Genomic DNA, 16,048 nt, shown 5'->3' on the forward strand with positions numbered 1-16,048 from the left:
ATCCACCTCAATTGTTTTTTAATTACATTATAATGTCTATAGCTTTTTATTTCTAGTTTCACCTTATAGCTCTATCATTTGGAGCCTTTATAAATATCATTATCAAAAATGCAATAGCTGCTACGAAAAGCATAACCCAAAATGTTGGTTTAAAACCTCCCATTATCTGTGCAATTACTCCACCTAAAAGTCCTCCTATACCAAACCCTTGATATATAACACTATAGTTTTTACTATGATTTTCAAGACCAAAGTATTCACCAACTACAGCTGGAAATACAGTTAAATTACCTCCAAAGGCAAAGGCTATACAAGCTATTGCTATAGTGAACATATTTATATCCAAAGGCACAAATAAAAGTATTGCAACACCTATAATAATTAAAAAGAATGCAAAAGCTGACACCTTAGTTCGTTGTATTTTATCTGAAATACTTCCCAGTATCCATCTTCCTAAAGTATTAAATATTGCTACTATAGCAACTGCATTCCCTGCCATAATAGGATCTAATTTAGCAAATAAAACTCCTATATTTTTTGCAGTTCCTATTAAATATAACCCACTTAAACATGAAGCAAAAAAGGCTATAAATAATAAGTATGCTTGTGGACTTTTGAAAAGTTCATACCATCTATATTCCTTTCCTGTATTACTTCTTTGCATTGAACTAGTTATAGGAGCATCCTTTAAAAATAATGCACCTATGAAAACAAGTAAAAATGCAATTATTCCCCAATACATAAATGCATCTCTTACTCCATAATTTCTTAAAAGAGCTGAGTTCACATACTTGAAAATTAAGCTTCCAAGCCCATAACACCCTATAGAAATCCCTGAAATCATTCCCTTTTTATCAGGAAACCATTTTATGCAATTTGATAAAGTCATTATATAACCTATACCGTTCACAAGCCCAACAATAACTCCTGCTGAAATATAAAGTTCCCAAAGTGAATTTACTCTTGGTGCTGAAAATAATCCTAAGCCTAATATTATTCCACAGACAGCTACAACTAATTTTATTCCAAATATATCTTGTAATTTTCCTGCAAATAGCGTTCCAATAGCTAAAGAAAAACTTGTTATTGAGAAACTTAAAACAACATTTTCCAAAGTCCATCCATGTGAATTTGCTAAAGGAGTATTAAATAAACTCCATGTATATAGTGTTCCAAGTCCTAATTGTGCAAGCATAGTTCCTATAATAATCATCCATCTATTTCCACTATCTATTCTATTGTACATACCAAAATTACCCTCCTCTTAAGTTTTTTTCTTAAGCGTAGTATTTCCAATAAAGTGAAACTTAATTCAAATAGTGTTAAACCTCTCTCTAAATTCTATAAAAACTTATAAAAAAACCTTCAATTTAAATTGGAGATTTTAATTATATTTATTTAATTGTTTTATATAACTTCTCTTAGAATACTTTGCTGCCTTAATTCTTAAAATAAAAGATTTACTCATTTCTATAGTGTATTGTTCTTTCTCAACTACTTCTTTTATCTCTTTAATAGTTTCACACTTTTTATTTAAATTTGTATAAATGGAACCAAGTTGAACTGGGTAATGACTATCACTACCTGTTATAATTTTAGCAGCAATTTCATTCGAAAATATTTGAAGTTCCTCTCTTACAGCCATAAGACCTCTTTTATATATATCCTTTGCGTTTAAATCAACAAAATCTAATCTTTTTAATTGCTCTTTATTTTGCATATAAAGCTTTTGTCCTCGCCTAAATGGGTGTGCTCCTATTTTCAGCAAATTATAGCTATCAGCTAAATCTAATAATTCTTTTATGTTTATAAAACTTTCTTTATGAAAATATGGTTCTAAGGAATTATGAACTAATTCTATATTATCCCGATTTCCTGAGAGGATAACATGACCTTTTCCTTCTATATTTACTTCTAAGGCAGGAAATACAAATACACCATTTACAACATAACAGTCTCCAACATAATCAAAATTGTTCCTTAAAAACCTATAAATTTCATTGAAGCCCTTTGCATTAAAATGTTCTGATAGTAATATGGCATCTAAACCTACTTCCTTAGCAAATTCTATTCCTTGAAGAAAAAGTTCTCTATCAAAGTCAACTCTTTTACTAACAAGACCATGTGTATGAAAATCTATGTTCATATACATCACACCTTAAAATTATCTATTCATATAATATTCTAAAATCCTAACTAAGGTTACTGATTTAAAAAGAAACTAATTAGAATAAGATGGATATAAGGTAAATGGTATTTTTTCATCATTAGAAACTTTAGTGTAAATTCCAGTTAATCCTCCAGTACTATTGAACTTTCCATTATAAATTCCTGTTAATGTCCCATTATATGATTCATCTAAAACAATATTTCCATTTCCTTGATTTTCGCTGTTATAATTTTGAGCTACTTTAAAAACAGATTTTATATCACTAGGATAAAATTCTGTCATATTATTTAAATTTCCAGTACAAATTACTACAGGTGTAGTTCCTATATTTCCTTTCATAAAAGGTGTACTTCCTATATAATTTCCTACTGAACCATATATATTTAATGTAACTTGACTTACAACTTTATCTGTTTCATTAATAAAAGTTCCTGAAAGTGTTCTTCCATTAAGAATAACATTATATGTCCCTGTATGCTTTCCTTTATAATACTCATACATTACAAATTGGTCTGGCTTAGGACTAACAACCTCTAATTGAAATACTTCTGACGGAACCATTGGGTAATACTCTTGCAAAGTCATAACCCCATTGTTTATAGTTGGATGATTAAGACTAATTAAAACTGGGCTATTTCCTCCAATAATTCCATTTATGTATGGACCCTTTAATAAGGCATCAAAATTAGCTGAATTACTATTACTACTTGATACAATACCATTTGTTAACTGAATATTATTTGTTGGATCTTCCTCACTCTCAACACTATTTTTATTGCTAGTAACACTACTATTAGTAGTATTATTATTTTCTGAAATATTATTAGTAGATGTGCTTCCACTTACATTACTTCCATTGCTTGTAGCCTTTTGATTACTTTGAGTATTCTGACTACTTGAAGCAACTGGATTTATAGGTTCTGCTTTTCCTAAAACACTAGCACCTCCACTGGTAATTCCCCCTATATACATGTAGGAAAATATAATTATAGCTATTCCAATAACTATACCTATTACTATACCTGACATTAACTTCATTAAATCACTCCTCCAATATATATTAACATAGCATTAATAGGTAGAAAAACCGGCAAAATATTATAAAAAAGTAACAAGGATGTATCAAAATTAATTAATACATCCCTACTTTTCTTATATTTACTTATATTTCCTAAATAAAAAATATATAATTTCTTTTTTCATTTATTGAATTATTCTTCTGTAGGCACTTTAGGTCCTACTAAATTCAATTGATAAAAAGCAAGATCTAACCATTTACCAAATTTAAAACCTGCTTTTGTTACTATACCTGAATACTTAAATCCCATTTTTTCATGCATTTTTATACTGCCTTCATTGGCCGCATCAATTCCTGCTACAAGTGTTGCATATTCTCTTTCATTAGCAATCTTTATTATTTCCTTCATTAATTTTGTTGCAATCCCATGGTTTCTATAATCCTTATGTACATATATGGAATGCTCTATAGTATATTTATATGCTGGCCATGCTCTAAAAGGGCCAAATGTAGCAAAACCAACAACCCTATTATCTTCTTCAAACACTAATAGTGGATAACCACCTTGTTTCTTTTTTTCATACCATTGTTTTTTCTCTTCAAGTGTCTCAGGCTTATAAGTATAAATAGCTGTTGTATTCATTATAGCATCATTATAAATTTCTAAAATATCTTCTAAATCTTTTTTATTTGCTTCTCTTATCATTTTTTACTCCTTCTTTTGCAAAGTTATTTTTATATTTTAGCATTTTTTATACAAAGCACAAAAACAACTTTAAATATCTTTACTATTGTTTTAAAACAAAACTCACTTGCTATTTAAAAAAGCAAGTGAGTTTGGGCAATATTTTAAATTTATATTATTTCTCAAATTTTAATTGATAAATTGTAATATTTACATTAGAATATTCATTTTAAACTACTCCTAATAAATAGAAATTATCGAATACCTCTAATCTTAACTGATATCCTTTTTTCAATCAATTATTACTTTTCTTCTACAGCTTCACGTACCAAATCATAAAGTAAAGCTGGTTTATCTTTACTTTGTTCATTCAACTTTTCTTGCCAATCAATAACTCCTAAGTTGTCCAAAAGAAAACATAATTGTGCACCAGTTTCATAAGGCATATGATCAGCTAAAAAATTCTTTTGAATAGCTCCAGATGATTTCACTGCTGGAATCACTTCTTGAAATGATACATTTTTTTTATTTGAAAAATACATCACCCCAAAATCATAATCTACATCCTTAGCTGCCTTAATTCCTACATAAGTAGCGTTCCCTCTATTGTTTCCATAGCCATTTCATCCTTTAAATAACTCGGATTTTCTTTAATTCTCTTATCCATAATTTCAATATATTCTTCAGCTAATTTTTTCCAATCAACTTTTTTGTTTTCTAGTTCAGCTTTTTGCATCTTAGCAAGCACGTTATATTCCTCTCCAATAAGTTCAATATCCTTATCAGATAATTTACCTTCAAATCTACTTCCCATTTGCCAATTCTTTTGCATATAAAAATGGAAAGCTTCATGAGCTAAAAACGGCATAAAATGTAAAGAACTGTTTACTTCAGTTATAGACTTTTCATTATATTTTAAAAAATAAACTGGAGTACCCAAAACCTTTGGACTTGCTTTGAAAATAAAATAATTTTCTATCGAATTAAAATTACCTGCTTCTAATTTTATCTTTAAAACACTTGGAAATAATCCACTAATACGATAAGCTTTACCACTATTTGGGATATCTATTTCCTTTGCAAATAATCCAGATGGTCTATTTTGTGGATTTATCATATAAGCATGTCCTAGTACACCTTTATTAATAAATAAAAGACTACGATCTTTTAATTTGTAATTTTTCCAAAGAGGTTGTGATTTTGAAAATTGTGCAAACTCTTTTAATACATTTTGATCTAATTGGGATAAGTCTTCAAATTTCCCATCAAATAAGTTTGAGCCAATAATTCCTAAATATAATAATAATATTATTAAAAACACTCTTTTTAAAATTTTTTTCATTATCTTCTCCTTCAATTTATTTTATAAAATATTTTAATAATATCTTAGTTACAAATTTATTTTAAAACCGCTTAAATAATTATATCTTTTTATTATCCTCTTTAAATATATTTTCCACATGGTTTCATTTTCAATAAATTACTAATCCATTGAATAGCTCTAAACTCAAACTAACTAGTTCTTTTAATACATTTTTTCAGTGATATATATTTTATTATACATTAATAATAGTTTATACTCCAATAAATACTAAATAACATTTATATAGTATACTTTAAATTATTTTACCTTGGTGTATTTATGATTGAAACACACACCTTATTTAAACAGCTAAAATTATACTTAACTATCTTTTATAAAATCTATTAAAATTTTAATTAGCATACTCAAATACCTAACCTACGGACAGTTATTTTACAATAAATTACTTTACTGATTTAAATAATATTTTAATTTCAAAAGATTAATCAAATTTATTACTTAATTTCAATTTAATTTTTTAGTGCTGATATAATTTTATTTTTCTTATTTTGTATACAAATAATTCTTATAGAAATATTTATAAGACTTTTAAAAAGGCTAAAATAGCTATTTTTTAATATATTGAAAGTTAATACAACAATAAAATAATTCATTGTTCCACAAATCACCAAACTCCAACTCAATTTTAAAACATATCTAAAAATGTAGCATACTAGATTTCAATTTTTCTCTAAAACATTGAATTTATCTTTCTTGATACTACAGATTTAGATGATAAAAAAAGAGCCGAGCAATAACTTTGCTAAGCTCCTTTACTTATCTTGTTTTATCTTTATTTTTTCTTCGATTATCCTCTTAACCCTATAATATCAAAATATTTTTATACTAAACTTTATTAAAAATAATTAATGTTTAGTATAAACAATTAAACTATTTTAAACTTATATTATTTCTTATTTAAATTTACAACAGTCTCAACGTGTGGAGTATGTGGGAACATATCCATTAAAACTGTTTTTTCTATTTCATATCCACCTATTTGTAGAGCTTTTAAGTCTTCCACTAAAGTTTTTGGATTACATGAAACATATATTATTTGTTTTGGATTAAACTTAACTACGTATTCCATAGCTTTTGGATGAACTCCACTTCTAGGTGGGTCTAAGATTATTATGTCTGGTTTATCTTTTATTGTTTTTATAACCTCAGCTACATCACCAGCTATAAAGTTACAGTTTTCAAGGTTGTTTAGTTTAGCATTTTCATTAGCAGCTACTACAGCTTCTTCTATAAGCTCAACACCAACAACTTTCTCTGCCTTTCCTGCAGCTATTTGACCAATTGTACCTGTTCCACAATATAAATCAAATACAACTTTATTACTTGCATCTCCCATAAAGTCTCTAACTATGCTATATAATTTTTCAGCACCCTCTGAGTTTGTTTGGAAGAATGAGAATGGTGATATCTTAAATTTAAGACCTAATAATTCTTCTGTTATGTGGTCTTCACCATAAAGTATATTGATTTTCTCTGGAATTACAGCATCAGAAAATGAGTTGTTTTCTGTATGAATTATAGATTTTAAAGTTCCTTTGTAATCTAAGTTCTTTATTATTTCAACATATTCACTTAGATCAAAATCTATTTGTGTTGTAGTTACTAAGTTAACTATTATTTCACCAGTTTTCTTAGCTTTTCTGATTACTAAGTGTCTTAGATAACCTTCTCTTTGCATAACTTTATAAAATGGTAAGCCTTTTTCTCTAAAATAATTAACTGTTGCCTTACATACTATTTCAAAATCATCATCTGTTAAACAACATTTATCTATGTTAACTATTCCATTTCTCTTGTTTACCATGTGCATTCCAAGGTTTAATTCTCCACCCTTAACTTCATCACCAAAGCTATACTCCATTTTATTTCTGTAATGATTTATTTCTGGGCTACTTTCTATACCTAAGAATTTTCCCATAGTTACATTGCTTTCTTCAAAAAGCTTTTTAACTTCATCTGTTTTAAATTCTAATTGCTTTTCATAAGGTATAACTTGTTGAATACATCCTCCTGACACTCCATGGTGGTCACACATAGGTTCTATTTCATACTCAGCTTTTTCAACTACTTCAAGAACCTTTATTTCAGCGTATTCTCTTCTTTTTTTGCTAACTCTTCCCTTAACAACTTGACCTGGAAAAGCATTCTTTGCAAAAACTTTTAAGCCGTTCACATATCCAATTCCCTTTGCTGGAAATTCTATATCTTCTATTTTAACTTCAATTATGCTTCCTTTTTTCATTATACACTCCTAAAATTATTTAAATAATTTATTACCAACAGTAGCTTTAAGTTTTGAACTTTCTAATATTGGTCTATAGCATATATTCATTATTAAATATAATAAAAAGAATAGAGGTACTCTTTCTGCTATATAGTATCCAAATATCTTAAATCCTCCATCAAAAATAGCTAATAATATTAAAGCACAAACTATTATACAACATTGGTTAGCCACTTCAACCATTATTTTAGAAAAAAAACCTTGTTTTCTGTTTTCATTTTGCTCTTGGGAATTTTGTTCCATTATTAAATTCCTCCTTGTTTTTTTTACTTCAAATATCTTTCTAATATTAACTTTCGTTTAATAAGTATACTATATTAAATACTTACTGTAAACTTTCATAGGCTCTTATTCATATCTTTTACATAAAAATAAATTTTATTATTAACTCTCTTAAATTCTAGTGTTAGGAATATTTTTATTTCAAAAATATCTTAATAATTTCTACTGTTTTTCACTATGTCTTCATAAAAAATTCATCTTTATCCCCTTAATAAAATACTCAAAATCTTTATTAATTTTAATTAATTTATTTTTAAAAATATTTTTTGTCAAATAACTTCATTTTTTAAGTTAATTTTTGGAATTATTTTCTTTTACTTTTAAAATTTACTGTGAGATTATAAGTATGTAAACATTTTTAAGGGGGAATTTTAGTGAGAAAACTTAAAAGTAAACTAACAAAAACTTTATCATTACTAATATCTTTTGCTTTTATACTTGCTTTAGTACCTACTAGTTATGCTACAGCTACAGAAAAAAATAATGTAAAAGCAGCTTCGGGAGCTCCCGGAAAGCCACTTTTACAACACGACCAATATGGAAATGACTGTGATGGAAATTATAATATAAACTTTAATATGTGGCATGGTAACAACGGTACAAGCTATAAACTTTATGAAAGAATAGGTATAAAAAATGACTTTACTGTGGTCGCAGAAGGAAAACTGGAAGATGAAACTCCTGGACCACAAACTGGTACTATTCAAATTACAGGAAGAACTATTCCTGGAACTTACTATTACTATTTAGAATTAAGTAACTCCTTTGGTACAACTATAAGTGAAACTATATCTCTTAGAGTTGGGTCAGCTGAAACTAGTAAAATAGTTATTGATAAAATAGATGACCAAAGAACAGAAATTCAATTTACAGTTCCACAAGGCAATTCTCAATATAAACTAATTCATGTTGATGCAAAGGAACCTAAATTTAAAGTTATTTCAAGTAATACTTCCTCTGTTAAAGCCTCTATTCTTAATGGAGATACTTTAAAAATTGAAGCTATAGGAGAAGGAAGAAGTGGATTAAAAATAATAGAAGAAAGTACTGGTGAAATAAGACAAATAGGTTGTAGAGTCTTAAAGGCTGATGGAAAAGTTCCTGGAATGCCTAACTATCTTTCTATTGGACAAGTTTCAGAAGATACTGATAACGATTTAAACTTTTGGAAGGAAACTTCCAATGATGATACAAATAAAAGAACTGATATAAGATATATTTATATAAATGGAGGTCCTATAAGCGGTTGGAGAAAATGGACAACTGAAGATGGTGCTAGAGCTAAAAAATACATTACCGAAAGTTTAAAACTTGGAATGATTCCATTCTTTGTTTATTACAATATTCCAGATGATGCTGAAGACTATGCTGTAGATATAGCTCACATAAATGATAAAGCTTATATGGAAGCATACTTCCAAGACTTAAAATTCCTATTAGATATTTGTAAAGAGTATGCTGGTGATGAAACTGTTGGTATGGTATTTGAACCAGATTTCTTAGGTTATATGATGCAACAATCTGGAAAGCAACCTAATGAAATTTCTGCTGTAGTTGATGCTGCTTATAGTTCAGGTATATTAGAAAAGGGAAAAGATCCTAATTTCGAAAATAATGTTAAAGGTTTAGTTGAAGCTATTAATTACACAGTTGAAAAATATTATCCTCAAGCTTATAACGGATGGCAATTTAATATTTGGGCATTTAGTGAACCTGGTATCCCTAGCCAAGGTGTTCTTCATAAAACTGAATTTATAGGTATGGAAGAAGGACAAAAATATATAGAAGATGTTGCTAGAAAAACTGCTGAATACTATTTAGCAGCTGGAATAAACTCCTATGGAACTGAATTTATATCAATAGACAAATACGGCTTAGATGGTGCTTATGAACCTGGTGCTGCTGAAAATCCAAAGGATTCAAAATGGCTTTGGAACTCTGATATTTGGAATAACTATTTACTTTACACAAAAACTCTTCATAAGACTACAGAAAAACCAGTTATTCTTTGGCAAATACCTGTAGGACATTTAAATTCCTCTCAAGAAAATAACCCATATGATTCTAGTGGCAAATTTAAAGATTTAACTAATGCTGTTGGAAACTATGAAGATTCTGCTCCTACCTTCTTCTTTGGAGATACCTTTGAAGCTGGTGGTGGAAAAAGAACAGAATACTTTGGCACCAATGAATATAATGACCCTAAAATAAAAGCTCAAGGAGATACAATTACTTGGGGAAATCACATGAAAGAAGCTAAAGATGCTGGTGTTGTTTCTATATTATTCGGTGCTGGTGTTGGTGCTAGTACAGATGCAGTAGGTTCCCCTGCTTCTGATAACTATTGGTGGATAACTAAAGCTCAAAGATATTTAAAAAATCCATTACCTTTAGATCCTTCTGATATTGAACAACCAGAAAATAATTTACCTAGAAAACCATCAATTAGTGCTGATAACGTTGAAAACAAAGGCAATTATACTCTTTCAGTAAGAATCCCTGAAAAATCACTTGCTACTTCTTACAAATTATTTGAAAATGGTAAAGAAATAAAATCTGGTGCAGTTTCTGAAAAAGCTTTAGATTTTGAAGTTCCTTTTACCAATAAAGCTGTAGGAAAATATAACTATTATGTTGAATTAACAAATAATCATGGCAAAACTTCAAGTGACACTATAACTATTAATGTTATTTCAGAAACAGAAAATCCAAATCCAAATCCTGACCCAAAACCAGAAGAAAATAATGTTGATGTCAATTTTGAGGTAACTCAAGATTGGGGTACTAGTGCTAACTATCAAATAACCATTACTAATAAGACAAATAAAGAACTACAAAATTGGAATCTCTCTTTCGAATTTTCAAAAAAAATAAGTAATGCTTGGGATGTTCAATTTAGTGAAAACAATGGACTTTATTGTTTTAAACCTAATAGCTGGAATGGAACTATAGCCCCTGGAAAATCAATTAGCTTTGGTGGTGCTTGTGATGGTAATGTTGGTTCTCTAAAGCCAACTAACATTAAATTCACAGCAGATGGATTAGAAGATTCTACTCCTGAAACACCAAAAGTTCCAGAAAAACCTGAAAATAATTTACCACTTAAAGGTACCTTAACTACTAGTACCACTAACAGTAAAGATGGTAACTATTCTTTAACATTAACTTTACCAAATAACCATAATACTACTTCTTATGAAGTATTAGAAAATAATAAATCTATAAAATCTGCTTCTTTTGCAAGTTCATCTACTTTAATAAAAGAAGACTTTAAAAATAGAACAGATGGAAATTACACTTATGAAGTTATTTTAAAAAATAAAAATGGTGAAACAAAAACTTCTAAAGTTACTGTATCAGTAAAAAAAGAAAATGCTGAAAAACCTACACCTGGAGTTAATCCTTGGAAAGCAAATGTTAACTATAAATCTGGAGATATAGTGTCCTACAACAACAAAGAATATAAATGTACTCAACCACATTTATCTTTAAATGGCTGGGAGCCAACTAATGTTCCAGCACTTTGGTCCCAAAAGTAAAATTTTATAAGTAGTCACTAATAGAGAACCTATATACTAAATAAAAAAATAGAAGGGATATATCAAAATTACAGATATATCCCTCCTATTTTTATACTAAAATACGCTTATCTTCTACTCTTTTAGTTATTTTTTCTCTGTCTAAATATTCAAGGATAGGTACTAAATATTTTCTTGAACTATCTATTAATTCCTTTAATTGTCCTATATTTATTGAACCATTTTCTTTTATATAGTTTATAACTAAGTCTTTAACTTTTTCTACGTTATCTTTATGAAGAGTTATTCCTTCTCCAATATAGATTAATTCCTTAGTATCAATTAAATAATTATATATTTCCTTAGCTTTAGACTTTTTATCTATTTTTCCTATTATATCTTCTGCCTTCTCTGTTTTAAATCCACCTTTTAAGTATTTCTCTATAAGTATTTCCTTAATTTTATTTTCCTCTTCAGTGAATTTAACCTCTCTTTCAAAGGCCCAAACTAAAGTTTCATTAAAGTCTATTATTTTTCTTTCCTTTAATAAAACTAACAGCTCATTAAATATATTTCCTTTTGCTTTAAAGTCTAATATATTCTTTTTAAATTCTTCTTTATTTATACCCAGCTTAAAGCTTTCTTTTGAATAGTATTCTTTAAAATATTTTTCTATTTTATTAGAAAGCTCTGATAAATATCTACTGTGTATATAAAAATCTTTTCCAATTCTTATAATAATCTTTTCTTCTTCTAATTTTTCAAAAGCTTTATCTATTTCTTCTTCAGTTGAATTGAAACTATTTCTTATTTCAGAAACTGTAGTCATTTTATTCTCATTATTTATTATATAATTACTTATTCTATCATTTAGAGAGCCATCTTCTTTCATCTTTAAATCCATAATATATTTTTCATTAAATCTTTTAGCTTTATTGGCCTTTGCTTCTAAAATTGTCCCTCCACCTATGGTATACATAGGTGAATAAGTCCTTATAATTATTTTATCCTTGTATTTTGAACAAAGTTCCTCTTCAAGTCTTATTTGAACATTTGCTGTTTCTCCAACTTTAAGTTCTTCTCTATCCAATAAAACAACTCGTCCCATTATTTCATTAGTATTGCAATAAATTCTAACTCTATCCCTGTTTTTTATGCTTCTTTCTGCATCCTTTAATAAAGTAACTTTACAGTCTATAATAAAGCTTGATGTTTCCTTTGCTGGTTCACCTATAACCATACCTCTTTTTAATTCTTCTTTTTTTAGGTTTGGTAAGTTTATAGCAGTTCTTTCTCCAGCATTAGCAAATTCTCTTTTTTCATTATGAACTTCAATTCCTCTTACCTTTGAAATTAAGCCTCCTGGATTTATTTCTACTTCATCATTAACTGAAATAGTTCCACCAAGAGCTGTTCCTGTAACAATTGTTCCGATTCCCTTTACAGAAAATATTCTATCTATAGGCATTCTAAATAATGCTTCTTTATTTTTTTCTTCAGCATCCTTTACTAAGGTTCTTAATTCATTAATTAAATTATCTATACCCTCTTTAGACTTACTACTCACCTCTACTATTTTACAATTTTCTAAAAATGAACCTTTTACCATATCATTTATATCTTCTTTTACTATTTCTATAATATCCTCAGAAGCTAAATCCTTTTTAGTTAATACTATTATTCCTGACTTTATGTCTAAGAGCTTTAATATATTAAAATGCTCTATAGTCTGAGGCATTACTCCCTCATCTGCTGCAATAACTAACATTACTATATCAATAGATGCTGCTCCACCTATCATATTCTTTATAAACTTTTCATGACCTGGAACATCTATAATAGCAGCTCTTATATCTTCATCTAAATTAAAATAAGTATAACCATTTTCTATAGTTATCTCCCTTAACTTTTCTTCCTTTAATCTATCTAAATCATTACCTGTAAGGGCTTTAACTAAAGATGTTTTTCCATGATCTATATGACCTGCTGTCCCTATAACTATATGCTTCATTTGTTTATTCTCTCCTCTAAAGCCTTTAAAATAGTCTCATATTCATCTTCTTTAATAGTTCTCACATCTAATAATACTTTTCCCTTATTTATTCTTGATATTATAGGTGTTTTATATTCTCTAAGACTTTTCTCTATTTCATTGGCCTCTAAACTCTTACTTACTATCTCTATAACATAGCTAGTAATTTCTTCACCAGGCATTGATCCCCCACCAACAAAGGAAGTATTCTCGCTTATAGAAAAGCTATAATCTAACTCTATAGAATCTAGCATTGATTTTAATTCAAGTGCCTTTTTCTTTAATTCCTCTTTAGTAAGTGAAATCATATTAAGGGTTGGAATTTCCTTCATTACACTTTCTTTATTTAAATATTCCATTAAAGTTGCCTCTAAGGCTGCTAAAGTTATTTTATCTACTCTTAGTGCTCTCATTAATTGATTCTTTTTTAATCTTTCTATATATTCTTTCTTACCAACTATGATTCCAGCCTGTGGACCACCTAGTAATTTATCTCCTGAGAAAGTAATTATATCAATTCCACTTTTAACTACATCCATAACAGTTTTACTTTCACTAAAGCCTTCTTCTGATAAATCAACAAGAATTCCACTTCCTAAATCCTCCATAGTTATTATATTATGTTTTTTACCTAAGGAAGCTAATTCTTCAGAACTTACTTCCTTTGTAAAACCTATTATTTTAAAGTTAGAACTATGAACTTTTAATAATAAGGAAGTATTATCTCCTATAGCATTTTCGTAATCAGATAAATGAGTTCTATTAGTAGTTCCCACTTCTTTTAGAAAACTTCCTGATAGCTCCATTATTTCTGGCACTCTGAAGGAACCCCCTATTTCAACAAGTTCTCCCCTAGACACTATAACCTCTTTATTCTTAGATAATTCATTTAAAACAAGCATAACGGCTGCTGCATTATTATTTACCACAACAGCATCCTCAGCTCCTGTTAGTTCTTTTAAAATATTACTTATGTGATCATGTCTTGACCCTCTTTTTCCATCTTTTAAGTTATATTCTAAATTACTATAACCTCTAGCAACGTTTATCATGGCCTTTATAGAATTTTCACTTAAAAGAGACCTTCCTAAATTAGTATGTATAACTATTCCAGTAGCATTTATTACTCTTTTTATAGAAGGTTCCTTTTTTATTGATAACTTATTTTCTACTTTTCCTCTTATTTCCTCTATAGTTGGAACTGAATCTTTTTCTTCATTTAAAATAGCTCTTCTATAAAAGTCTAAAGTTTCTCTTAATTCCTTAAGAATACTTTCTCTTCCAAAGATACCTATTAAATTTTTTACTTTCTGATCATTTATTAATAAATCCATTTTAGGTAAATTTCTTAATAATTCATTTTTCATAATTCCACGTCCTTATTAAGCCCCGTGTTTTTTTTACTATTCAACTAAAATATAAGCTTCTCCATTAAATTCTTCCACAGTTCCTATTACTTCGCTTTTAATTTCTAGTTTATTTAATTCTGAAATTATATCAACGAAGTCTTCTGCTTTACATGTAAATACTAAGCCTCCTGAAGTTTGTGGGTCAAATAATAAATCTTCAAGCCAACCATCTACATTATTTAATTCATACTGTCCTTTTAAATGTTCCTTATTAGAATAAACTCCTGCTGCTGCAAAGCCCATAGCTGAGTATTCCCTAGCTTCCTCTATATAAGGTATGTTATCTTTAAATAACTTAAAAGTTTTATTTGATGGTTTAGCCATCTCGAATATATGTCCCATAAGTCCAAAGCCTGTTATATCTGTACATGCTGTTATATTATAATTAAGTATTATTTCACAGGCATATTTATTTAAATAAGTCATATTTTTTACTAATTTATTATATGCTTCTTCAGAGGCTATTCCCCCTTTGAATGCATTACTAATCATTCCATTACCAAGTGGTTTTGTTAAAATTATTATATCCCCTGTTTCTGATCCATAATTTCTTAAAACCTTATCTGGATGAACAATACCAGTTACAGAAAGACCATATTTAGGTTCTTCATCCTCTATAGTGTGTCCTCCAACAACTACAGCACCAGCCTCTAAAACTTTTTCAGCTCCACCTCTTAAAATTTCACCTAATATTTTAGGATCTAAACAATTTGGAAAACCTACTATGTTTAATGCCACTATCGGTTTTCCTCCCATGGCATAAACATCACTAAGTGAATTTGCCGCTGCAACTTGCCCAAAAGTATATGGATCATCTACCATAGGAGTAAAAAAGTCTAAGGTTTGAATTGTTGCTATCTCATCACTTAATTTATATACTGCTGCGTCATCAGAAGTATCAATTCCTACAATTAAATTTTCATCTACCATTTTAGGTATATTTTCTAATATATTTGAAAGAGCCTCCGGCCCCATTTTAGCTGCTCATCCTCCTGATTTAGTTAGAGAAGTTAATTTTAAATTCTTACTCATGATATAATCACCTCATTCTATATTATTATGCCTATTTTTAGGTCATTAGTTTTTTAACTTTTACTAGTCTTTATAGGAACCTATTCTATAACTTAAATAAGTCCACTCTCTAAATACTAGACTTTTAATATTAATTATATTTTCTCTTATAGCTAGAGGCTATAACACTCTAACCTTTTAGAACTTAGAAGTAAATCTACATTTCCTCTAGATAACTTCCTCTAAAATTATAAC

12 protein-coding genes are annotated in these 16,048 nt (G+C 28.5%); 1 reads left to right on the forward strand and 11 read right to left on the reverse strand.

Translation table 11 applies throughout. The features are described 5' to 3' along the window. Positions 1-58: 58 nt before the first annotated feature. The 8 genes from ARA19_RS13020 to ARA19_RS13055 form a co-directional block, all read right to left on the reverse strand. Positions 59-1,246 carry an L-lactate MFS transporter gene (locus ARA19_RS13020; RefSeq protein WP_055071401.1) on the reverse strand — a complete coding sequence of 396 codons (1,188 nt, stop codon included), beginning with the start codon at positions 1,244-1,246 and terminating at the stop codon, positions 59-61. Between the two features lie 138 nt (positions 1,247-1,384). Next, positions 1,385-2,146: a PHP domain-containing protein gene (locus ARA19_RS13025; RefSeq protein ID WP_055071402.1), complete on the reverse strand. Its 762-nt coding sequence runs from the start codon at positions 2,144-2,146 to the stop codon at positions 1,385-1,387. 75 nt (positions 2,147-2,221) lie between these two features. After that, positions 2,222-3,208 carry a hypothetical protein gene (locus ARA19_RS13030; RefSeq protein ID WP_055071403.1) on the reverse strand — a complete coding sequence of 329 codons (987 nt, stop codon included), beginning with the start codon at positions 3,206-3,208 and terminating at the stop codon, positions 2,222-2,224. A 173-nt stretch (positions 3,209-3,381) separates the two neighbouring features. Further along, on the reverse strand, positions 3,382-3,894 hold the full coding sequence (locus ARA19_RS13035; protein ID WP_055071404.1) for a GNAT family N-acetyltransferase: 513 nt from the start codon (positions 3,892-3,894) through the stop codon (positions 3,382-3,384). Positions 3,895-4,175: 281 nt separating this feature from the next. Beyond that, positions 4,176-4,418: a hypothetical protein gene (locus ARA19_RS13040; RefSeq protein WP_147574398.1), complete on the reverse strand. Its 243-nt coding sequence runs from the start codon at positions 4,416-4,418 to the stop codon at positions 4,176-4,178. Between the two features lie 38 nt (positions 4,419-4,456). Further along, entirely contained in the window at positions 4,457-5,215 is a 759-nt protein-coding gene (locus ARA19_RS13045) for a hypothetical protein (RefSeq protein WP_055071406.1), read from the reverse strand. A 928-nt stretch (positions 5,216-6,143) separates the two neighbouring features. Next, positions 6,144-7,499, reverse strand: coding sequence for a 23S rRNA (uracil(1939)-C(5))-methyltransferase RlmD (gene rlmD / locus ARA19_RS13050; RefSeq protein ID WP_055071407.1), 1,356 nt, complete (start codon positions 7,497-7,499; stop codon positions 6,144-6,146). 15 nt (positions 7,500-7,514) lie between these two features. Continuing rightward, positions 7,515-7,784, reverse strand: coding sequence for a hypothetical protein (locus ARA19_RS13055; RefSeq protein WP_055071408.1), 270 nt, complete (start codon positions 7,782-7,784; stop codon positions 7,515-7,517). A 413-nt stretch (positions 7,785-8,197) separates the two neighbouring features. On the opposite strand from ARA19_RS13055, the gene ARA19_RS13060 reads away from it, so the two are divergent. Continuing rightward, a complete protein-coding gene (locus ARA19_RS13060) occupies positions 8,198-11,362 on the forward strand; it encodes a carbohydrate-binding protein (RefSeq protein WP_055071409.1) in 3,165 nt (1,054 codons plus the stop codon). 91 nt (positions 11,363-11,453) lie between these two features. On the opposite strand, the gene selB is transcribed toward ARA19_RS13060, so the two are convergent. Genes selB through selD form a run of 3 tightly spaced genes read right to left on the reverse strand, consistent with a single transcriptional unit; the run spans position 11,454 to position 15,814 of the window. Continuing rightward, a complete protein-coding gene (gene selB, locus ARA19_RS13065; protein WP_055071410.1) occupies positions 11,454-13,352 on the reverse strand; it encodes a selenocysteine-specific translation elongation factor in 1,899 nt (632 codons plus the stop codon). Then, positions 13,349-14,740 carry an L-seryl-tRNA(Sec) selenium transferase gene (gene selA, locus ARA19_RS13070; protein ID WP_055071411.1) on the reverse strand — a complete coding sequence of 464 codons (1,392 nt, stop codon included), beginning with the start codon at positions 14,738-14,740 and terminating at the stop codon, positions 13,349-13,351. Before selA ends, selB begins: the two co-directional genes overlap by 4 nt. A 36-nt stretch (positions 14,741-14,776) precedes the next feature. Further along, entirely contained in the window at positions 14,777-15,814 is a 1,038-nt protein-coding gene (gene selD / locus ARA19_RS13075) for a selenide, water dikinase SelD (RefSeq protein ID WP_423230610.1), read from the reverse strand. Positions 15,815-16,048: the final 234 nt, after the last annotated feature.

The sequence above is a fragment of the Clostridium massiliamazoniense genome (assembly GCF_001403635.1).
Classification (GTDB): domain Bacteria; phylum Bacillota; class Clostridia; order Clostridiales; family Clostridiaceae; genus Sarcina; species Sarcina massiliamazoniense.